The organism is Novipirellula rosea, from assembly GCF_039541335.1.
In the GTDB taxonomy this organism is placed as follows: Bacteria; Planctomycetota; Planctomycetia; order Pirellulales; family Pirellulaceae; genus Novipirellula; species Novipirellula rosea.
Genome location: NZ_BAABGA010000046.1, coordinates 172,925 through 195,008 on the forward strand (window position 1 = coordinate 172,925; position 22,084 = coordinate 195,008).

The 22,084-nt window shown below is 55.1% G+C and carries 20 protein-coding genes; 13 read left to right on the top strand and 7 right to left on the bottom strand.

Translation table 11 applies throughout. From position 1 onward, the window contains the following. Positions 1 to 83 precede the first annotated feature (83 nt). From ABD971_RS18270 to ABD971_RS18285, 4 genes are all read left to right on the top strand, one after another. Complete coding sequence (locus ABD971_RS18270) at positions 84 to 935, top strand: fumarylacetoacetate hydrolase family protein (protein WP_345324387.1); 852 nt, start codon at positions 84 to 86, stop codon at positions 933 to 935. Positions 936 to 1,225: 290 nt separating this feature from the next. Next, on the top strand, positions 1,226 to 2,068 hold the full coding sequence (locus tag ABD971_RS18275; RefSeq protein WP_339940701.1) for an MlaE family ABC transporter permease: 843 nt from the start codon (positions 1,226 to 1,228) through the stop codon (positions 2,066 to 2,068). 65 nt (positions 2,069 to 2,133) lie between these two features. Then, positions 2,134 to 2,925, top strand: a complete 792-nt coding sequence (locus ABD971_RS18280; RefSeq protein ID WP_339940903.1) for an ABC transporter ATP-binding protein — start codon at positions 2,134 to 2,136, stop codon at positions 2,923 to 2,925. 9 nt (positions 2,926 to 2,934) lie between these two features. Further along, entirely contained in the window at positions 2,935 to 4,158 is a 1,224-nt protein-coding gene (locus ABD971_RS18285; RefSeq protein WP_339940703.1) for an MlaD family protein, read from the top strand. Positions 4,159 to 4,363: 205 nt separating this feature from the next. On the opposite strand, the gene ABD971_RS18290 is transcribed toward ABD971_RS18285, so the two are convergent. From ABD971_RS18290 to ABD971_RS18305, 4 genes are all read right to left on the bottom strand, one after another. Next, on the bottom strand, positions 4,364 to 4,852 hold the full coding sequence (locus ABD971_RS18290; protein WP_345324389.1) for a thioredoxin family protein: 489 nt from the start codon (positions 4,850 to 4,852) through the stop codon (positions 4,364 to 4,366). Between the two features lie 344 nt (positions 4,853 to 5,196). Then, entirely contained in the window at positions 5,197 to 6,423 is a 1,227-nt protein-coding gene (locus ABD971_RS18295) for a DUF1559 domain-containing protein (protein ID WP_339940707.1), read from the bottom strand. A gap of 161 nt (positions 6,424 to 6,584) precedes the next feature. Beyond that, the gene (locus tag ABD971_RS18300; protein ID WP_339940709.1) at positions 6,585 to 6,830 is read right to left on the bottom strand and encodes a hypothetical protein; all 246 of its coding nucleotides are present in this window, start codon (positions 6,828 to 6,830) and stop codon (positions 6,585 to 6,587) included. 376 nt (positions 6,831 to 7,206) lie between these two features. Further along, a complete protein-coding gene (locus tag ABD971_RS18305) occupies positions 7,207 to 7,791 on the bottom strand; it encodes a hypothetical protein (protein WP_345324392.1) in 585 nt (194 codons plus the stop codon). 239 nt (positions 7,792 to 8,030) lie between these two features. Here ABD971_RS18305 and rpmB point away from each other — a divergent pair, with 239 nt between their 5' ends. From rpmB to ABD971_RS18340, 7 genes are all read left to right on the top strand, one after another. Beyond that, complete coding sequence (gene rpmB, locus ABD971_RS18310; RefSeq protein WP_008689692.1) at positions 8,031 to 8,300, top strand: 50S ribosomal protein L28; 270 nt, start codon at positions 8,031 to 8,033, stop codon at positions 8,298 to 8,300. A 51-nt stretch (positions 8,301 to 8,351) separates the two neighbouring features. Further along, a complete protein-coding gene (gatC, locus tag ABD971_RS18315) occupies positions 8,352 to 8,657 on the top strand; it encodes an Asp-tRNA(Asn)/Glu-tRNA(Gln) amidotransferase subunit GatC (protein ID WP_339940715.1) in 306 nt (101 codons plus the stop codon). 11 nt (positions 8,658 to 8,668) lie between these two features. Then, entirely contained in the window at positions 8,669 to 10,252 is a 1,584-nt protein-coding gene (locus ABD971_RS18320; RefSeq protein ID WP_345324395.1) for a Na+/H+ antiporter NhaC family protein, read from the top strand. 478 nt (positions 10,253 to 10,730) lie between these two features. Beyond that, complete coding sequence (locus ABD971_RS18325) at positions 10,731 to 11,801, top strand: hypothetical protein (protein ID WP_345324397.1); 1,071 nt, start codon at positions 10,731 to 10,733, stop codon at positions 11,799 to 11,801. Positions 11,802 to 12,281: 480 nt separating this feature from the next. Further along, entirely contained in the window at positions 12,282 to 12,590 is a 309-nt protein-coding gene (locus ABD971_RS18330) for a hypothetical protein (RefSeq protein WP_339940721.1), read from the top strand. Further along, positions 12,583 to 13,320: an SDR family NAD(P)-dependent oxidoreductase gene (locus ABD971_RS18335; RefSeq protein ID WP_345324399.1), complete on the top strand. Its 738-nt coding sequence runs from the start codon at positions 12,583 to 12,585 to the stop codon at positions 13,318 to 13,320. Before ABD971_RS18330 ends, ABD971_RS18335 begins: the two co-directional genes overlap by 8 nt. 15 nt (positions 13,321 to 13,335) lie before the next feature. After that, positions 13,336 to 14,700: an ANL family adenylate-forming protein gene (locus ABD971_RS18340; RefSeq protein ID WP_345324401.1), complete on the top strand. Its 1,365-nt coding sequence runs from the start codon at positions 13,336 to 13,338 to the stop codon at positions 14,698 to 14,700. Positions 14,701 to 14,933: 233 nt separating this feature from the next. Here ABD971_RS18340 and ABD971_RS18345 read toward each other — a convergent pair whose 3' ends face one another. Both ABD971_RS18345 and ABD971_RS18350 read right to left on the bottom strand, forming a co-directional pair. Further along, positions 14,934 to 16,745: an ATP-binding cassette domain-containing protein gene (locus ABD971_RS18345; RefSeq protein WP_345324403.1), complete on the bottom strand. Its 1,812-nt coding sequence runs from the start codon at positions 16,743 to 16,745 to the stop codon at positions 14,934 to 14,936. Between the two features lie 549 nt (positions 16,746 to 17,294). Next, a complete protein-coding gene (locus ABD971_RS18350) occupies positions 17,295 to 17,957 on the bottom strand; it encodes a DUF502 domain-containing protein (protein WP_339940747.1) in 663 nt (220 codons plus the stop codon). Between the two features lie 457 nt (positions 17,958 to 18,414). Between ABD971_RS18350 and ABD971_RS18355 the strand changes: the two genes are divergently transcribed. Then, positions 18,415 to 19,296 (top strand): RAD55 family ATPase, encoded by an 882-nt coding sequence (locus ABD971_RS18355; RefSeq protein ID WP_345324406.1) that lies wholly within the window; start codon positions 18,415 to 18,417, stop codon positions 19,294 to 19,296. Between the two features lie 22 nt (positions 19,297 to 19,318). On the opposite strand, the gene ABD971_RS18360 is transcribed toward ABD971_RS18355, so the two are convergent. Continuing rightward, the gene (locus tag ABD971_RS18360) at positions 19,319 to 20,476 is read right to left on the bottom strand and encodes a XylR family transcriptional regulator (RefSeq protein WP_339940751.1); all 1,158 of its coding nucleotides are present in this window, start codon (positions 20,474 to 20,476) and stop codon (positions 19,319 to 19,321) included. Between the two features lie 375 nt (positions 20,477 to 20,851). Between ABD971_RS18360 and ABD971_RS18365 the strand changes: the two genes are divergently transcribed. Continuing rightward, complete coding sequence (locus ABD971_RS18365; RefSeq protein WP_345324521.1) at positions 20,852 to 21,973, top strand: Gfo/Idh/MocA family protein; 1,122 nt, start codon at positions 20,852 to 20,854, stop codon at positions 21,971 to 21,973. Positions 21,974 to 22,084 lie beyond the last annotated feature (111 nt).

Sequence of the window (22,084 nt, forward strand, 5' to 3'; positions counted from 1 at the left end):
AATGCTACACTGTGGCCGATTGTGAAAAAGTCATCCACTTGACGCCCCACCCTAATTGATTGATTCCCAAAGGATATAGAGTTATGCCAATTTGCCGATTCAGCGACGCTGAGGGGAACCCGCAGTTTGCGATTTACGAGGGTTCACGGATCTGTCCCCTCTCGACGCTGACCGATACTCCGGTGACCCAAGCGGAAGTATTGGCCGGAGGTGCAAAATGGCTCGCGGAACTGCCCAAACCGACCGAGTCCCAGTGGCAACCGGTGCCCGACAAACTGCTGCCTCCGATTGACACCCCCGAAAAGTTGATTTGCATCGGCTTGAATTACCGTGACCACGCAATTGAAACGGGATCTGAAATCCCCTCGGAACCAGTCGTGTTCAGCAAGTTCAACACAGCACTGGTGGGGCATGGCGACGAAATTCGCTTGCCGCGTGTTTCAAACGAAGTCGATTACGAAGCGGAATTGGTGGTCGTGATCGGAAAAACGGCCAAGCATGTTTCCCAAGAGGACGCGATGAATTACGTCTACGGGTACACGTGCGGCCACGATGTCTCGGCTCGCGATTGGCAAAAAGGACGCCCCGCCGGCCAATGGTTGCTCGGCAAAAGCTTTGACACGTTCGCCCCCGTGGGGCCCTGCATCGTCACCACAGGTGAATTGGCGGACTCAAGCGACGTGCGAGTGAAAATGCATCTCAATGGCGAGGTGGTTCAAAACAGTACCACCGCTCAGCTGATTTTTAATATCGGCGAATTGATCGCACATCTGACGAAAATCATGACGCTCCACCCCGGCGACCTGATTTTCACAGGCACTCCGCCCGGCGTGGGTGCCGCCCGGAAGCCGCCTGTGTTCTTGAAACCTGGCGATGTCTGCAAAGTGGAAATTGATGGCATCGGCACGTTGAGCAATCCCTGTGTCGCGGAATAAACCAGACGGTGATTCGAGGGGAATGCTAGATCTATAAAAGCTAGCAACCACGATCCGTCTTCTTTCGCTAATCCTCAAGGTCGACCTGACCGATACAATCCCATAAGCGGTGATGGTGGATGCGCGATTCGAGTGATTGCGTGGTAGAGCAGTGTGACTCGTCGCAGTCGCTGTGATCCTGACACCCACCGCCAGACGATTCGCAATTCGCGTCATTTCGGCAAGGGAGGTAAGCAAACGTGGTTGAGCAGGGTACCGCTGCACTGCCGTCGCCACATCGAGGCGGGGCAATGGATGATCCCACGCCAAGTGAAGGCCCCTTCGTCCGCTGGGTGATGGAATGGGGATCGGCAGTGGTCGATGGCGTGACGACAGTGGGTGACATCGCCATCTTCGCATGGAAGATGTTTGTTTGGTTGTTCACCCGAATGCCTCGTCGCGGCACAATTTTGCCGAATTTTTATCAAGTCGGCGTGCTCAGTTTGCCCGTCGTCGCGTTGACTGGCACATTCATCGGCATGGTGTTAGCCGTCAACAGCTATTACCAATTTCATGCCTTCGGGCTCGAAAACCGGCTGGGGGTCGTCATCAACACCTCGTTGGTCCGCGAGCTTGGTCCGGTCCTTGCCGCCACGATGCTAGCAGGCCGTGTGGGCAGCGCCATGGCAGCGGTCTTGGGGACGATGCGGGTGACCGAACAAATCGATGCACTCACCACGATGGGTGCCGATCCGATTCATTACTTGGTTGTGCCCCGATTCTTGGCCTGCATTTTGCTAATTCCTGCGCTGACGATCATGGCCGATTTCATGGGCATTGTCGGTGGCTATTTTTACAGCGTCGTGATCCTCGGAATTGATCACGCCGCCTACCTGAACCATTCGCGTGAAGGCGTACGCGGCTTTGATCTGTTCAACGGCATCTTCAAGAGTTTCTTCTTTGGCGGCGTGATTGCGATTGTCAGTTGTTACCGAGGCTTTAACTGCCAAGCGGGTGCCGAAGGGGTTGGCAAAGCAGCCACCGCGGCGTTTGTTTACTCGTTTGTGTTGATCTTGGCGATCGACTTGGCGCTCAACATTTTCTTGGATGCGTTGTACTTCAAACTCTATCCCGAAGGAGCGTCGATCCTGTGACCTCCGATAACGATTACGAATACGAACTTGATCCCGAACCGAACGCGGGCGATACCTCCGAGTCATTGATCGAGGTCGACGATCTGAGCGTGGTGTTTGAAAAGCAAACGATTTTGCAAGACATCAACGTCTCGATCTTGCGTGGCCAAACGATTGCAGTGATTGGCGAAAGCGGCTGTGGCAAAACGGTCTTCATGAAAACGTTGGTCGGTTTGATCCAACCGACACAGGGCTCGATCTCGTTTGACGGTCGCCGTTTCGATGAAATGGGGATGGCCGAGCTGACGCAAACTCGCAAGCGGTTCGGATTTGTTTTTCAGAACGCAGCGTTGTTCGACAGCATGTCGATCTTCGAGAACGTGGCGTTTCCGTTGCGGCAGAACGAAGTCGTGGCGGAAACCGAAGTCCGCGACCGCGTGATGCAGCATCTGATGGAAGTCGGATTGCCAAATGAAGTCGCGCGGAAGTATCCGGCCGAATTGTCCGGTGGGATGCGAAAACGGGTCGGACTCGCGCGAGCATTGATATTGGAACCGGAATTGGTCGTGTACGACGAACCGACCACGGGACTCGATCCGATCATGAGCGACGTGATCAACGAATTGATCCTCGAAACGCGGCGGCGGTATCCGGTGACCAGCATCGTGGTCACGCACGACATGCACACCGCTCGCAAAGTCTCGGACCGCGTGCTGATGTTTTATCCTCGACGCCGACTCGGGCCTGGTGAGTCGCAAGTGTTATTTGACGGATCGCCCAGTGATCTTGAACACGCTGACGATCGACGCGTTCGACAATTTGTTCGTGGCGAAGCGGGTGAACGGTTGAAGGAGATGTCGCTGCAAAGCGAAGGCTAAGAAAATATCATGGACGATAATAAACTACGGTTTGGCGTTGGGGTGTTGGTCGTTTCGTCGATCGGCATCGGCATCATTTTGACATTCTTGTTCGGTGCGTTCCCCAACGTCCTGAATCAAGACTACACGTTGTTGGTCGAGTTCCCTTCGGCCGAAGGGGTCAGCCCGAACACCGCCGTGCTGCGCGATGGCGTGCGGATTGGCCGCGTCGATGAGATATCGCTACTTCCCGAAGGCGGTGTCTTGGTGTCGTTGGCAATGGACAGCTCCAAACCGATCGACCGCCACTACATTCCCACGATCGGAAATAGCTCGCTTGTGACGGGCGATGCCGCGATTGAATTCGTGCGAGCGACGGAGCAGGAGCTAGAAAAAGCGTTAGGGGGCAAGATGGAATTAGTGAACACTCGCTTCGCCCATGAAGACTACTTGGACTACGGCAAAAAATCAAAAAACCCACTCAACACACTCTACAGCATGGAAGGTCAGATGTTGGAGACGATGGAATCGATCCGCAAAGCGGGCGATTCGATTGCCTTGGCGGGCGACAACGTCAACCAGCTTGCCGTCGAAGTCAAAAACACGGTGGGCGGGGCCGACCAAAACATGGATCGTTTGGCTCAAGAAGCGGTCGAGACGCTCGAAGAATTCCAAGGAGCGATTCGAGATGTGCGAAAAACCGTGGGCAACCCTCTAATCCAAGATGGACTCGAACGATCGATGGCCCAGCTGCCTGAACTGCTGATGAATGCTCAAAAAACACTCGATAGCACTCGAGAAACCTTCGAAAGTTTCCGCCGCGTCGGCGACCGATTCGAACGCGTCGGTGCAACGGCGGAAGAAACGATTGCGACGGCGCAGCGATCGGTGGCTAGCTTTGATCGCACAATGATGAATGTCGAAAAATTCACGCAGCCGCTCGGGGAACGTAGTGGCGAATTGATTGAGCAAGTGTTGCGAACGCTTGCGAGTGCCGACGTAGCACTCGCGGAACTCGAGACGCTGGGCCGCGCGGTCAACAACAGCGACGGATCCTTTAAACGATTCCTCGAAGACGACGAAATCTATTGGCAGGTTCGCCGCACGATTGAGAACATCGAACAGGCTTCTGCACGTATTCGCCCAATCATGGATGACGTTCGCATCTTTAGCGACAAAATTGCACGTGACCCTCGCGAGCTTGGTGTCCGTGGCGCACTGTCCAAACGCCCCTCCGGTGCAGGGTTTAAATAAGCGGGTGTGAAACGATCCGTCACCTCTCCCGGCGCAGCTGGGAGAGGTGACAGCAGGCTGCTGTGAATATAACGTTCGAGGAACACCGGGTGGCTTACGCTGCACCGCCAAAAAAGATGCACACCATTGCGCCACGAGAACCCCTATCTGGACTTGTGTTGGCGGGGCAACTTCAATTTGCAGGGCAGGGTGGGGCAGGGGAGCGTTATCGCTTTAACGCTTCGCTCAAAAACTTGTGTAGCGCCGCGGCTGGCTGGTAGCCCGTGCGATGCCCCACAATCTTGCCTTCGGGAACGCCGATCAGCGTGGTGGGATACGCCGCCACGTCGATACGTCCCAGTGTCGCTTCGTTCTCTTGAGGCGTCAACAGAATTGCGACGAAGTCTTGCGAGACACGTTGTTCGACCGTTTCATTGCTCCACGTATCACGTTTCATCGCGTCACAATAAACGCAGTGATCGGTCGAGATATAGATCACCATCGGTACATTGCGTCGACGTGCTTCTTGCCAACCCGAACGCAGCGTTCGGTGCCATGTCACGCGAGGTTTTGCCGCGTGGCTTAAAGGGGCCACCTCGGTATAGGTCGGCATCTCGGCAACGACGTTACCGGCATGCCCACAGACTGTCATGATTGCAACCAATGCAACTGCTAAACCCATCATAGGCTTGGTACAAACCATGATTCGTTTCATGGCGTTTTCTCCGAAAAGAAATGGGAAGATTCTGAAAAGCAACCTCTATTAGGCGAGGCAGACTAAATACCCCAATCCTCAAAGGCAACACTCATCCCCCAATAGAGCGTCAAAAACGGCCCAAATTCACCAGCTCAGCGAACGCCAAAGCTGGTTGCCCCCAGCAAAAACCGAGAAATTTTGCTTTTCGCAAGCTTGTTCCTCAATCGGCTGCCTTGGAAGCCCCGGGCAAAGCGGCAGCGGCTCGCGTTTTCGATGTGTCTGCAGGCGGGAGCCCAATGCCATCTACTTTCACACTAACCGGGTGGTTTTGTAACGGTGCGGCGTGAGCACTCAATCGGACGTTAGAAATCCGTAGAAACACTCTCGCGCGAGGCACGTGTGCCGAGAGCTCCCCATAAACCGTAGGGACTTTTCGATCCCGCCGGGACCGCGCTATTGGTTCCCGCACTCAGTGCGTTGCAGTAGACGCAGGGCGAGTTTGAATTGCCCGCCTCGATCGAATCGGTAATGAACTTTACCGCACCATCGGCCATCAAAATGTGCACACCGCCTTGATGCCGACTGCTTGCCGGCGCGATCCCGTAGGTGTCGGATTGCCCGACCAGACAGACCTCGGAATTAGGCGAGAGGATCGTATTGAATTGCGATTGCAACGTATGGAAATCGGCCCATCGGAACCCACGCTGAGAAACCGCTCCATACACCTTCGCACCGCTCGTCCAAAACTGCGGCCGAGCGGTATCGATATAGCCAAGATCAAAACATCGCTTGGGATTATTAGCCACTTTCAAAAAGCCACCCTTGGCATTCGAGAATCCTACGGATCGATTATCGCGATCACCCAAGCCCGTCATGATTTCGCCCACCGCGATCGTATTGGACAAACCATCAATGAAGTCACGGAACTTGATACTCTTGCGTGGCACAAACGCACCACGCAAACCACAGCGAGCACGTTTCTTGGCGGTCGGGTCACGGTTGTACAACCAACGCGTTCCACTCCAAACCGTGACCCCATGTTCGGCATCATAGAAACCGTCGCCGGTACAGGCGGCATAATTCGTTCGCCCCAACGCGGGCACCCCACGGCCTGGATCGCTAGGGCAGCGAAACGTTGAAATCTCGGTTGCCCAAGGGGGATAATTGCCGTTCCAAGGGCGAGGACCAAAGGCAGGCCAAATGTCGCCATCGGACTCCAACATCGGCTCGCTCAACTGTTCCCACAACGCCTGCTGTTCGACAAACGGCAACAGCCCCACCAAATAGGTCAGCTCGATTCGTGTAAACGCGGAACCATCTTTTTTGTCGGCAAGCGACGTGCTGTTGGTATTTTCGTTGGTGGGCCCCACTCCGTGAATCGGCAGCTGATGGTGGGCGGAATGATAGTTGTGCAGCCCCAGCCCAATTTGCTTGACATTGTTACTGCAACTCATCCGCCGCGCCGCTTCGCGAGCCGCTTGGACCGCAGGCAATAACAATCCAACTAACACGCCGATGATAGCGATTACGACCAGCAGTTCGACCAAAGTAAAGGCGAGTGAAACGCGAGAAGAGACTCGTGTCGTCATGGCGGATCTTTCAATACGATCCCGCTCAATTCCAACCTCGCGATGCTTTTCAATCTCGCGATGCTTGACCGACCATGCTGCCTGTTCGAATGCGTCGGAACAGTCAAAGCCGATCGGGCAAAAGGAGTGTTGCAACAAGCCGCAACGTCGTGGTGGTTTCCTTACTCTTCTCGTTCTGCCTCGGACGCCGATTCTTCTTCAGCCGCCTGAGCCATGATCTCGTCGTAAGAATACTCGTCACTTTCTTTGACCAAGCTTTCACGCGGTTCCCCACAGCCTGTCACGAGACAGAGCGTGACGGGAATCGCCAGCAAGAAAAGCCCGATACGAAGGACCGCTAATGAAGCCCCATGATCTGGCTTAACGAAAGAAGCGTGCGAGAGTGAAACACGTCGCAGAAGACTCATCCGCTGCCCCCGGGGTTGCAAGCTGAGTGAGTAGGGTGATTAGAAACTAGAACAAGTAGTCCCCTTGTTCTAACGCGATCGACGCTGCATTACCAGTTTTTAGTCGCCAAGTTTTCAACAAAACCATGCTGCGGAGTTACGATAAACGAAGTTCGATTCGCAGTGAATCTCGCTAACGATCCTTTTTAAGCAGCGTTCCCAACCATGGTCGACCAGTTTCTTCGAGCGGGAACCCGTCGCGGCGAACATGCAGTGTAGCGAGCGTGGCGACATTCGCCTGCACGATTAAACACGAGGAACGCTAAACACGAGGCACGCTAAACACGAGGCACGCTAACGGCTTGGTAAGCCGCGTGACAATGCGCTACGACAAAACCTAGATTCCCAACGCTTGAGTGACCAAGGTTTGGATCGGCGAAATCTCGGACTTCGTTACGTAGAGACGGTCACCGGTTTTAAGCGCGTAGTCCGATTCGGGCAGGACCACCGTGTGACTTTCGTTCATGCGAACTTCCATACGGATACCTCCGATGGCTTGCGGCGAACTGCGATACAGAACCGCGTTGACCGATCCGAGTTTCTGCAACACCCCGGTCTGTTTTAGTAGATCGCTCACAAAGACCGATCGGCCACTCGATTCGGGCGGCAATGGCAGCACACGAACGGGTTCATCCTTGTCGACCGCAACTTGCAGGACGATGGAGTTTTCCGCCTGAGCTTGGCGAACTTTCTGATACACCACTGCGTCCATCGTCTCGTCGAGCCCACGATGGCCTCCTGCGACTCCGGAGGCGACGTAATTCGTCCCCGGCTCGGCTGGATTGAATCCTGGCAAATTGAAGGCGGAACATCCCACGCTCGATCCAACCACCAAAACGGAAAGAACGAGAGCCGAGGCCAGACTTGCCGAAGAAGGGAAGACCAAGCCCACGCAGCGGTCGCCTTTGAGGGATGGGCACATGTGATGTCTCGATAAATGGATGGTCGGTGTTAAACTTTGCCGGTTAGGTCAGATAAACCATCCAATCGACATTTCGGGGCCAAATCATCACTAAAAACCGAAAAGTCATAAAATTCGCTGAAGAACCGGTCAAGAAATGCTGTTTCCTGCTTCACGTGGGAAGCATCGATCGCTATAGTGCCGGGCTTCCCAGAACTTGAAATTTTGCTTTTTACCACGCTAAGTGGCGGAGAAGATCGATGGCACGGCAATGTGAAACGTGCGGTAAGAGCGTCCAAATGGGCAACCGAATCGAAACACGTGGTAAGGCCAAATACCTTGGTGGTGTTGGTACGAAGATCACCGGATGTACACGCCGGAAATTCGTCCCTAACCTCCAGAAAGTGCATGTCACCATGCCTAATGGCCAAAACAAGACAATGCGAATTTGCGTTCAATGCATCCGCAGTGGCGCAGTCCGCAAGACGGTGAAAACCAAACCGTTTGACGTTAGTGGCGCCAAGAAATAGTGCGTTATTAGCGTGTGACGGGCGTTTAAACCCAATCACGAGGAAAAATCGATGGCCCTCTCTGCGGATGATGTTCGGCGACTAGCGATGCTGGCTCGTCTTGAGCTTTCCGACGATGAAGTCAATGCGATCGGCCCCCAGATCACCAAGATCCTGGGGTTCGTTGAGCAATTGTCTGAACTCGACACCGAGGACATCGAACCGATGACAACGGCGCTGGACGTCGACAATCGCTGGCGCGCCGACGAATTGCAGCCAAGCTTGACCAATGATCAAGCCCTGCAAAACGCTCCGGCACGTGACGATGACTGCTTTCTTGTTCCTCCCGTTCTTGGCACTGCCGGAGCGAAGAGCTAGGAATGCTGGCCTTGGCTGATCCGGTTCAACACGGATTTGAGAGCCTAGTGCCGCCATTGGTCGCAATCTTCCTTGCAATTGCGACGCGTCGAGTTGTCCTCCCCCTCGCAGCGGGTGTGTTTGCCGGTGCGGTGCTGCTTGCGCGCGCCGACCCAGAAAAATCGCTCCTCGATTCGTTTTTCATCTTTGCCGGCGCGATCGACGCCAGCCTTCGCAACTTTGATCATCTGCAAACGCTCGCCTTCACGCTTTTACTCGGTGCGATGGTAGGAGTGATGGAAATCGGCGGAGGGATCGAGGCGCTGATCGCGAAGCTTTCTCGCTGGATTCGCTCGCGACGAAGCGCCCAAGCGATGATTTCTGTCAGCGGATTGGCCATCTTTTTTGACGACTACGCCAACACGCTACTGATTGGCGGAACGATGCGTTCCACGGCCGACCGCTTCGGACTCTCACGCTCGAAATTGGCCTACCTTGTCGACAGCACGGCGGCTCCCGTCGCAGGCCTTTCCCTAGTCAGCACCTGGGCGGCAATCGAAATCAGCTACATGAGCGAGGGACTCGCTGACGCAGGGGTCACCGCCCCGTCCGCGGGGTTCGCGTTATTTATCCAGTCGATTCCGTATCGTTTCTATCCGATCCTGGCGATCGTGATGGTGTTTTTGGTCTCGATCACGGGACGCGATTTTGGAGCGATGAAACGAGCCGAAGAAGCGTCAATAGACCGCTCGCCCCACAACCCAACCGCGGATCGGGAAACAACAACACTCCCTCGTCCGCCACTCCTTTGGCTCGCGGCGGTCTTACCGATCGTGGCGTGCATCACGGCGCTAGTAGCGACGTTGGTGGTGACGGGCTGGCAACCCGGCGCCAGCGCCGCGTCGGCCAGCGTGTTGCAGGATACGATTGAAATTCTCGGCAACGGGAAATCGTATCTTGCCCTGATCATCGGCGGTGCGGTGGGACTTGCTACCGCCTGGCTGACCCATGCAAAGTTTGGCAAATGCGAACTCGAGACCCTCGTCATGGGAACCCTGCGAGGCGCCTGGCAAATGATGCCGGCGATGATCATCCTCTGGCTCGCCTGGGCACTGAGCGGAATGACCGGCGAGGATGCACTGCAAACCGGCGACTACCTATCAAGTCTGCTTTCCGATCGACTCGACCCGCGTGCCCTTCCCACAGTGGTGTTTGCCCTCGCTGGCTTTGTCGCCTTTTCAACCGGCACCAGCTGGGGCACGATGGCTATCCTGACCCCGCTCTCTGTCACACTGTCACTCGACCTTGATCCAAGCGGTGGCCCTGGCGGCGCGATCTGTCTGGCAACCACCGGGTCGGTCTTGGCGGGTGCGATTTTCGGCGACCACTGCTCTCCGATCTCCGATACCACCGTCCTGTCGAGCCGAGCTTGCGGATGTGATCACCTGCAACACGTCCGCACGCAGATGCCTTACGCACTGGTGGTCGCAGTGGCCTGTGTCCTCCTTGGATCGATCCCCGCAGTGTTGGGGGTTTCGCCCTGGATCTGCCTGATCATGGGGACGATCACCCTGACGCTGATCGTGCGTTTTCTTGGCAAGCATCCAACGACGTGAATGATTTCCCAGTAATTACCTTCGCCAGAAGGTAGTGATTCGCATTTGCGCGTCAACAATCCACGCTCTGGCGAGCGTCGCTACGAAACGCAAATACTGTAATTTGCAGCCTAAAAATCGCTCACGGCGTAAGCCACCCCGATAGCAGAACGAGTTTTTAACGCCTCGTCAGCTTCGTTCTCAAGGCAGCAAGAAACGCTACGGCGCTCGATTGTGAGGCAAACCGCCGAAAGTCTTGGCGACTTTCGCGACGTCCTTCCATTGACTGAGAGGGATGACAGGCTGGAAGCCTAGCCCAGATTGATTTTGAACTTCCTACAGTGCGATTGTAAAAACGAGGGGCGTTCACAGACCGGATGAGTCATTTTTGCCGCATTTCAGCAAAATTCTCATAACGGCATCAGTCTTGCATTGAACGAGAGAAAAAGAATAACAATCAAGCGTCAACGATGATGCTAACTCTGGACAAGGTACACGGATGCTTCGACACACATTATTGATGCTCGTCCCAGTGGCGATCACCGCCACTCAACCAGCGAGTGTCGAGGGGCAAGGCTTTTCACGCCAAAGCCAAGTCACTGCATCCATCGATACGCCGCAAACTCGTCTTCGTCCGATTGGCTCCGCCAGTGCGGTCGATCGCTATCGGTCCAGCGACCCCAGCACTTCGTTTCGTGAAACTGCGTATCAAGCAAGCGGAAACGCGTTCCAATCGTCGCGAGTTTCACACAACGCGACGAGCAACTCGGACTACGAACGCTCTCAAATTCGCCAAGCAATGATGCAGCAATCGGTGACCGCTCCGCAATTGCCCCCGGATGCTGCGCCAGGCGGTGCGGGGATGGGACTGCCGCCCAACAGCTTTGCTGTCCCCTCTACGGCGCCAAGTAGCAGCGGTCCAAGCAACAGTGCTCCGCCGACGAGCTTTACGCCGCCACCCAACACTCAGCCCGCGGCACCGCCGCTGCCGCCATCGTCGCCTCCCGTTGCGGCATCTCCATTCAATCAGGGCGGAGCTAGTTCAGGGGGTGGTGCGATGGCCCCGAGAACCACGTTGCCCGCCAGCCCGAATGCATTTTCGCCAGCGCCGCCCCCACTGGCCTCGGGGTCCAGCGGACAAAACTCGCTTCCCTACTCGCCGACAAGCAGCAGTGACCTGACGCCGCTTGCCCAGCCTGAATTGCAAACCGAGTTTGCGACGATGGGCAATTCGCCATGCGTTACCGCTCCGAGCACCTACACCGCTGCCTGCGCATCGCCGTATATGCCAGTCAGCTACTACGCATCGGACCCCTGTGCGGTACCGGCGACGCTGCCACCTACCTACGCCCCCGCCCCTACTTTCGCCCCCGCCCCGGCCGTGGCGGTCGCTCCACCTGCGGTCTACGGTACCCCCATCACTCCCGGCACCGCGGCGCCGATCGGTTCGCTGTTCACGCTTGGCCAGGAACGAAACCTCGTCCAAGTTGGGCAAGGATTGTGGGGCCAACCGGTCGCTTACGTACCCGGCCAAGGGGTACGAAACTGGATCCGCTACTTCTTTCCCTGATCAGACAAGCGAGCGTTTTGTCCAGATTAGAAATCGGGGTTTGACCGTAGCGGAAGTCGTCAAGACTTTCGATGTCATCTAAATTGGCACTTTACGGGTGTTTTTTGTAGCGGAGCGGCGCAAGCCGCCCAGTCTAGATCGAACGTTTTTTCACGCCGCAACCGGACGGCTCGCGGCGCACCGCTACCAAAGTAGATGCCATTGGCTAGCCGCCCCCAATTTCACGCGGAGGCCGATGCAACTAGACTGATGGTGCGCTGCATGTTCTTAACACGCAGCTTACGAAGCAGCTAGACAGCAGTCTTTTAGTAAATTGGCCGTTTTGGCGCTAGCCCCGGTTCCGGCGTTGAACCGGGACTAGCGCCCAAGCGGCTAACGGGACTTCACCCAACGATGCCTGCTTACTACGTAGCGATCGGCCCTTTGGCAACGGCCTTTGCCAAAGGGTGTCATCCCGTCTTGTAGCCAATCCAGCGAGTCATGAATTCCAGCGAGAAAATTACCGAGATCTTTGCTGCTGTTTTCCAGGACCTCAACGACGAACGGCCTGCGGAACAGCAACTGGAATTTGATGCCAGCACGCCGCTGGTGGGTTCACGAAGCTCACTCGATTCGATCGAGATGGTCACGCTGCTGGTGAATTTGGAAACCTCACTCTCCGAATCGTTCGGGCGTCCGATTCGCTTGTCCGACGAGAAGGCGATGTCCGAAACTCGCAGCCCCTTCAAAAACATCGCCAGCCTCGTGACGTTTGCGACCAAGGTAGTCGACACATCGACCGATGAGTAACGCTGTGCCCGAGCGGAACGAACGCATCCTGCTGATCACCGGAACCAGCCGAGGTATCGGACGTCATCTCGCCGAACGATTCCTGTCCGCGGGCGAGACCGTGATTGGCTGCAGTCGCAGTGCCGCCACTCCCGATGGACTGAGTCCCGAATCGCTCCGTCGCTACTCGCACCACTGCTTGGATGTGTCCGACGAAACGGCAGTACGCCAATTATTCCACGAAATTAAACAGCGGCACGGACGGTTAGATGTCTTGATCAACAACGCGGGTATCGCGTCGATGAACCACAGCCTGCTAACACCGATTGAAACCGTGCGATCGGTTTTTGAAACCAACGTGATCGGGACCTTCCTGTTTTGCCAAGAAGCCGCCAAACTAATGCTCGCCAATCGCACTGGCCGCATCATCAACATGGCGAGTATCGCGACACCGCTAAAACTCGAAGGTGAGTCTGCCTACGCGGCATCAAAAGCCGCAGTGGTCAGTCTGACCGAAATCCTCTCTCGCGAATTTGCCAAGTCTGGAATCACGGTCAACGCCGTGGGCCCATCGCCGATCGCGACGGATTTGATCGGTGGTATCCCCGCGAAGAAATTAGAACAACTGGTTGACCGCCAAGCAATCAAGCGACTCGGAACCGCTGAGGATGTTTATAACGTCATCGACTTTTTCATCCGACCGGAAAGCGATTTCGTTACCGGACAAGTCATCTACTTGGGCGGCGTTTAGTCCGCCACCGAACTGATGCCGACACGTTTTCTACAAGACCGATTTCGCGACGTCACGCAGCATGACGCGATTGTCTGGCAAGCACGAACGTTCTCGTATCGCTGGCTGCTTGATGCAATCCAGCAGTGGGAAGTTCGGCTCGATGAACATGAAATTCACGCGGGCAGCGTGACCACACTGCTTGCCGACCTTTCACCACAAAGCGTTGCCGCCCTCGTCGCTCTGACCCAACGCGGTGCGATCATCGTTCCGATGACTGGATCGATGCGAAAGAATCAACCAGTCTACGAAGCGATCGCGCAGTGCGAGATTGCAATCGAAATCTCCGGCGACGACGAGACCATCTCGATCAGCCACACGCAAAACGACTCTCCCGCGACACATGAACTGTATGCGAAGTTAAGAGCTGCCGCTCACCCAGGACTTGTGCTGTTTTCTTCCGGATCCACCGGCACGCCCAAAGCTGCGGTCCACGACTTCACTCGACTGCTCGACAAATTCCGCCCATCGCGGCCAGCAATGCGAACGCTTGCCTTTTTGCTTTTTGATCACATTGGTGGCCTCAACACGATCTTGCACACGCTGGCCACGGGCGGATGCATCGTCGTGCCATCGGACCGGTCGCCCGAATCGGTACTCGCCGCGATCCAAAACTTCGCCGTGCAGCTGCTACCCACGTCACCCACATTTCTAAAACTGTTGCTGATCAGCGGTGCTTGGGAAGACTATGACCTGCAATCGCTGCAAATGATCACTTACGGCACCGAACCGATGTCGGCGAACATCCTCGCAGCACTGAACGAAAAACTTCCGCACGTCACATTCAAGCAAACCTATGGACTGTCAGAAGTCGGCATCTTGAGATCCAAGTCCAAAGACTCGTCGTCATTGTGGATGCAACTCGGCGGCGATGGTGTCCAGACACGCGTGGTGGACAACATCTTGCAAATCAAATCGCACTCAACGATGCTCGGTTACCTGAACGCTGCATCCCCGTTCAGCGAAGATGGTTGGTTTATCACCGGCGACGTGGTCCAGGTCGATGGCGAGTACTTTAAAGTGCTCGGACGAGGTGGCGAGATTATCAACGTCGGCGGTGAGAAAGTTTATCCAGCCGAAGTCGAAGCGGTGATCGAAACGATGCCCCAGGTCCACACCGCGGCCGTCTATGGCGAAGCCAATGCGATCATGGGGATGATCGTCTGCGCTCGCGTAAGACTGATTCCAGGAGTCGAGCTGTCGGCAAAAGAAGTGACACAAGCAGTCCGCCAACACTGCCGAAACCATTTGTCACCCAAACAAGTCCCGATTCGAGTGACGATCGACTCGCAATTATCGCATGACGAACGCTTCAAAAAGCAACGCACCCCACGACCATAACCGTGTCGTTCCAATGCGAACCGTTCTCAATGGCGTTTGCAAAGCCATGATTTTACTTTCCCTACGGAGTAAAAGGTCCGGATGAGGGGAGGTTCAGTTCGTTTGCTCGTACACCTAAGCAGCTAGTCAGGAGTCTTTCCGTGTATTAGCCGCTTTGGCGCTAGCCACGGTTCCGACATTCAACCGGGGCTAGCGCCCAAACGGCTAACGGGATTTCACCCAATGATTCCTGCTTAGCCCTCGAGTTCTTCCCAACGCTCGAACGCAGTAGAAAGCTGCTGTTCCAGTTCAGCTAGTTCGTTGCTGACCTTTGCAATCTCGGCTCCACCTTTTTGGTAGAACGCGGGATCCGACATTCGATCGTGAAGTTTTGCAATCTCGACTTCAAGTTTTTCGATCCGGGCGGGCAACTTTTCGAGCTCGTGCTTGTCTTTGAACGACAATTTTTTAGACGCGGGCTTGGCTGGTTTCGCGGCGACCGGCTCCTTCTTCGTCTCGCTCTTTGCGGAATCAGCAAGCTGCTTCTCGCTTTCGCGGCGACGCTCGACGGCTGCTTGCCAGTCGTCATAACCACCGACGTACTCGTTCACGCCATCGTCTTCGAACACAATCGTGCTGGTCACGACGTTGTTCAAGAACGTTCGATCGTGGCTGACCATTAACACGGTCCCAGCAAACTCGACAAGCTGTTCCTCGAGCATCTCGAGTGTTTCCGAATCCAGGTCATTCGTCGGTTCGTCCAAGACGATGACGTTAGCGGGCTGGGTCATCAATCGAGCTAACAGGGCACGATTGCGTTCCCCTCCCGACAAAAACTTGATCTGGGTACGAGCACGCTCGGGGGTAAACAGAAAGTCTTGCAAGTAGCCGACGATATGTTTGGTTTTGTCGCCGATCTGAATCTGATTCCCACCGTCACCGACACATTCCTGCACCGTCTTTTCAGGATCAAGCGTGTCACGCAATTGATCGAAATAGGCAATTTTCAGATTGGTTCCTAATCGCACGTTGCCTTGCTGGGGATCGAGTTGGCCGAGCAGCAGTTTTAGGAGCGTTGTTTTGCCAGCTCCGTTGCGACCGATAATCCCCAGCTTGTCACCACGCATGATCGTCGTCGAAAAATCGCTCAAGATGGTTTTGTCTTCATACGAAAACGAAACATCCTTCAGCTGTGCCACCAGTGCCCCGCTGCGCTGGGCCTCTTGCAGATTCAGCTTCGCCTTGCCTTCACTGCTGCGTCGCTCGCTTCGATTTTCTCGCATGGCCTTCAGCGCACGCACGCGACCTTCGTTTCGCGTGCGACGCGCCTTGATGCCCTGGCGAATCCAAACTTCTTCCTCGGCCAGTTTTTTATCGAACAATGCGTTTTGTTTTTCTTCCGCCGCCAGTGCCTGTTCTTTTCGCTGCAGGAAGGTTTGGTAGTCGCAGGACCAATCGAACAGCCGCCCGCGGTCAATCTCCCAAATTCGCGTGGCTAGGTTTTGCAGGAACGAGCGATCGTGCGTGACGAAAATTAGCGTCTTTTCCCAGCGGCTCAGAAAGTTTTCGAGCCATAGAATCGAGGCGATATCCAAATGGTTCGTCGGCTCGTCCAGCAGCAACACGTCGGGACTCCGCGAGATGGCGCGTGCTAGCAACACACGACGCTTCAGGCCGCTGGACAGAGTCTGGAAGTCGGCGTCCGGATCTAACTGCATGCGTGAGAGCGTGGAATCCGCGGCATGCTCGATCTTCCACGCCTCTTCGTAGTCTGGATCGTCATCGTGGGCTTCGCTTTCGCCCAGCACGATCGACTTGATGGTTCCTTTCCAATCGCGGGGCACCTCTTGGGACAGCCTTGCCACGCGAGCGCCCGAACGGAGCGTAACCGAGCCACTGTCGGGCACGACGTCGCCGGTCAGGATCCGCATTAGCGTGGTTTTCCCAGCGCCGTTTCGTCCCAGAAGTCCAATACGTTGCCCCATCTCGATCTTGGCCGAAACCGAATCAAGCAGTGAAGGGCCGCGAAAGCCAATAGTCAGGTTATCAATCGATATAAGCGTCATGCCAAGAGTGGAACGAACGCGAGCGAAATCGTCCAGAGGAAGTCAATTCAAGATTTTTTGCGGCCGCAAACACCACGGTCGACAGCAAGCCCCCCAGCAGTATCGCTTTCTCGCCAAATTCAGCCCTCCGCTTTCCGTATCAAAGCGGCACCGCCCATCCATCCCTAGGGAAACAGAGATCTCAATATACAACTCCGTGTACAATGTGGACGGGACAATGCGGACGCTGCCCGAGCGGAGATTTCGGGTGAAGATCCTTGATCCGATTGCTTTTCAACACTCGATTAGCCCAACCCCTCATCAACAATCATGCAGTAGACTCGCGTTCAAGTTTCCGCGGGTTAGTCGAAATGAATATTTATTTGGCTTGAATAGCGAGACTTATGAGCAAACAAGACGATGTCCCGGCGGGGTCTCCGGGTGAACGACGATCCGCAGCGAAGCACGGATCACGGGAGAGTTCACTCAGGCCGAAACGGATCTGATCTCGCCTTGATTCGAAGGGGAACGGATTCGAAGGGGAGTGGCCAAAAGTCTTGGCGACTTTCGCTACTTGACCTGGGGTTCGGCTGCATGTGCGGTGGCCGGGGCGAGGGTGGGGGCCAAGCTTTCGACCGGCGCCAAGAACTGACTTGAATCGCGGCCGAGTCGCTCGAACACGCCGAGGGTTTCATTGAAGTCCAACTCGGTGGCGAACACGCGTGACTCGGGAACCAACACGACCGAACCAATCCAAGTATCGGGGGCTCCGGGGAAGTAGACGACCACTAAACCGCCCGGCAAGCGGTCCGCTTCCATCGCAATGCGGTAACCTTCGGGACAACAGACCAGTACCGGTGACAAACTTGGCCCGTCGCTGTCATGTTTCAAATTCCCCGCCAACAAGTCTTTGTAGATCGCATATTTTGGAAATACGGTGATCAATTGCTTCTCGACGGTGGATGAAAATTTCTTGCCGATCGCTCGCCTTGCGATCACGCCCGCCGCAAAACACATCATGATCAAAATCGCCACCGCCGCCGAAAACAGGATCGCAATACTGAACGGCTGATTTCCAGGAATCCACTGCTGCAGCGGCACCGCGACCGCAGAAACGATCCCGTAGACCTGACCTAAAAGGCCACCGATCACCGCCAAGGGCAATAAGAAAAAGATCCCCCCAATTGCCGTGGATCGCAGGAAGCCGACCGATTCATTGATTTTCTTTCGCATTCTGTCTCTCTGTCTTTCCGCAAAAAAAGGGGATGTCGCACGCTCGCGTCATGCTGTCGCGGCAAGTCCCCCCGTCCGAACCATGCACAGCATACCGCACCCAGGTTACTGATTGCGGTGCGGCAGTCTCGCTGAGCCATTTTTAGGGCCGCGAGATTCTAGGGGCCCCAAACGCGGCGGGATCAGGCGGTAAAAAAAACGTCGGGACGTCGATTCAATTTCGGAGGTAGCGGAACTCGCGTCTGAGTTTCGGTCATCCCAGAAAACGAAAGTATTGACGACTTCCGCTACGGCCCCCCCTAATTCTTGGCTGTGACAAAGCACTAGCACCTTTTCCCTCGGGCTTTTAAATTACTCGGCTCGTTCCGCGTGAACCTCACTCGCACGACAAGGGTCACATCGATGACCGCCGCTGCTCACCGCCACACGCTTGCCCTCAAAAACCGACTCGCCCGCTATGTCACATCGACTCAAAACTGGTATTCCCGAACTCGACGAACTGCTCGGCGGTGGATTGATCCCAGGCACGCTGACCGTTGTGATGGGAGCTTCGGGGATTGGCAAAACTCAGTTGGGAGTTGGTTTTGCGAACGCGGGAATCGAACAAGAGGGCCAGTCGGGTATCCTGTTCGATTTGACTTCGCGTGGCGATTCTCAAAATCACACGGATTATGCCGAGCGACTCTTTGATTGGCGGTTGAGCGAGTTTGAGGCGAATGGCCGATGGGACGCCGCCAATATCTGGGACGCCGCCCACTCGCGACGCGATTACATGCACATCTTCCAGCACTCGGGACGTCGTGTCACCGCCAGCGATCTCGATTCGGACAGTTGGCGTGAATGGAAATACGAGCAGTCCAAGAAATTGGATCAAGCCATCGCATTTTTCTACGGCAACTTTGCTCACGGCGTCCGCCGCTGTGTGATCGACGGAGTGGAACCGACCGACAAGGCCGCCGACTCGATCCAGTTCGAAATGTTTGAATACATCTATCACCAAATCTTGAGAAAAGAGCACGATTGGGTCGCCCGCGACCTATTCCGCGTGGCATTCCGCAAGAATGAGGAAGCGATTCAGGCTCACGCCTACGACCATCGTGACATCGGATGCACGCTGCTGTACACCAGTCACGAAGTGATGCTGGATGATTTGTTAGTGCGTCCGATTCAAAGCGGCGATGTGCTGTCCAACGCCAACACAATCATCTTGATGGGCAAAACTCGTGACGGAAACAAGATGGGACGCGCTTTGCATGTTGCGAAACATCGCGGTAGTGCCTGTGACGAATCAATCGTGCCTTACACGATTACCGAAGCGGGCTTGAAGCTGATGCGATAATCACCCTCGCTATTTCCCCTCGCTATTTATTTGTCACGTCTTTGCGGAACTGAGTGGGGGTTTGCTTGGTTTCGCGTTTGAACGCCACGGTCAAGTATTCGGTATGCTCAAATCCGGTCCGTGTCGCGATTTGGCGAAGTGTCATATCGGTTTCGGCAAGCAGTTTTTTGACTCGCGTGATCCGTTGCCGCAAGATCTCTTCGTGCGGAGTTCGGCCGATCACGTTTCGGAAACGCGTTTCAAGCACACGACGCGAAATATTTACATGCCGAACGATATCGTTGACATTGATACCGGCAAACGCATGCTGACGAATGAACTGCAGCGCCGCAGCAACATCGGTATCATCGATGGCAAGAATGTCGGTGGATTGACGTGTTTCAACCCCCAGCGGTTCGATCAATAATCCTTCCTTAGACACCTCCTCTCCCTTCATCATCTGGTCGAGTAACCGCGCCGCTTCGAATCCGGTTTTACGCGAATTAGGTACGACGCTGGAAAGGGGCGGATCCGCCAGACTGCAAAGTAATTCGTCGTTATCGACTCCCAACACCGCGATCTCTTCGGGCACCGCAATTTCGAGTTCGCGGCAAACATCCAGAACCAGCTGCGCCTTGATGTCATAGGAGGCAAGCAAACCAATCGGTCGCGGTAGATTTTTGAGCCACTGGGCAATCCGTTTGCGTTCATTTTCAAGCGATGACGGATTCATCTCGTTCACTGCCGTCTCATAGAAGTGAAAATCACATCCCGCCTTTTCCACCTCGTCGCGAAAATAATTTCGCCGCCATTTTGCCCAATTGAAATCTGCATCGCCACAGAAACCGAGATGCTTGAACCCACGCTGCAGCAGATGCTCTGCGGCAAGCGTTGCGATGACGGCGTCATTGGTTTCCACCCATGGAACGCCGGGATAGTGACGCGCCGCGCTGACGTCCACAACCGGTATCCCAGTCTTCTGGATCGACTCGGCGATCTCTTTGGTTTCAATCCGAGCAATGATCCCATCCCCCTTCCAACGCCGAATCCATTCCGGCGGCGGGGCAGCCCGCTCTTGTTCGGGCAAATAAATCGACCAAGCATCATGCGAATGAATGTAGTCGACGATTCCCGACAACAATCCTCGCGCATACGCGTTGGAGGTTTCAATCAAGAGCGCGACGGAACGACGTCGAATCATCGCAAAAACTCTACTAAAGGCATCAAGAAAAAGGGAGCGAGCTAGATATTATACGAGGATCTGTCTAACAAAACCGCAAAAAAACGCCGTGAAATATCTCAGCCTTTTCGCGTAGCATCTCATCGACGCAAGCTCACCGCTGACCGACAATGCAGGAACAAATCAGCTTGGGTGCCTCGGCGGCTCAGACCATCGTTGCCTCGGCTTGCAGGCACGCTCCCCCGTTTTCCAGTGATTTTCATTAGTCCTCCTCAATCGACGGCCCGCCCACTCCGCTGGCTGCCAGTCCCTTAAACTTAACCCCTAATCACACTACAAAATCCTTCACAGAGAGAACCGATCGTGTCAGAAACCTCAAAGAAATTGCGTTTAGGGATGGTGGGACTTGGTTTTGGAGCCGAGTTTATCCCTATTTATCAAGCTCACCCAAACGCGGAAGTGGTCGCGATTTGCCGCCGCGACCAAGCGGGACTCGATGAGTGTGGCAACCAATTCGAAATCAGCGGTCGCTACACGTCGTTCGATGATCTGCTTGCCGACCCCGATGTGGATGCGGTCCATATCAACTCGCCAATTCCCGATCACGCTTGGATGTCCTTACAGGCGCTCGACGCGGGCAAGCATGTGATGTGCACGGTACCGATGGCAACCACCATCGAAGACTGCCAAAAAATCGTGCAGAAGGTACAGGATACCGGACTGCACTACATGATGGCTGAAACGGTGGTCTATAGCCGCGAATATCTGTTCATCAAACAACTCTACGAAAGTGGCGAGCTGGGCAAGATCCAGTACCTAGCCGCCTCACATCCGCAAGACATGGATGGCTGGCCTGCGTACTGGGAAAAAATGATTCCGATGCACTACGCAACGCACGTCGTCAGCCCCTGTTTGGGTCTTGTCGGCGGGTTGGCCGAATACGTCAGCTGTTTTGGATCGGGCACTGTCCGCGAGGACATTGCTAAGAAATCGGGTAATCCGTTCGCCGTGGAAACATGTCACATCAAAATCCAAGATACCGATCTGACCGCCCATATCTGGCGATTCTTGTATGACGTCGCTCGTCAGTATCGCGAGAGCTTTGATGTGTACGGAACGGAGAAAAGTTTTGAATGGACGCTCGTTGAAAACGAACCTCACGTGATCCATACGGCGAAGAAGCCAGAGCACGAGATTGCCGAGAAGGTCGACGTTCCCGACTTTGCCCACCGACTGCCCGAGCCGATTCGTCGTTTCACGTTGCCCCAAGAAATCCACGACGCCGATCACTTGTCGTTCCTACAAGGCGGCGGCCACGGTGGATCGCATCCTCACCTCGTCCACGAGTTCGTCAGCAGTGTGCTCGAGAATCGACGTCCGCTTCCCGACGCGGTGACCAGCGCCAACTGGACCTGCGTTGGCATCTGTGCTCACGAATCGGCAATGAACGGTGGCAAAGTGGTTCATCTGCCTGAATTCACATTGTCACGCGAACAGTCGACATGCTTGACGGATTAATGCGCCCGTCCCCGCATCTCCGTCCTCGCATCTTAGTCCCCGATATCTCGATCGTTCCGCGGGCCCTGTTATTGGCTTATTGGCCTGTTTCAGGCCCTGGTATTAGCCCGT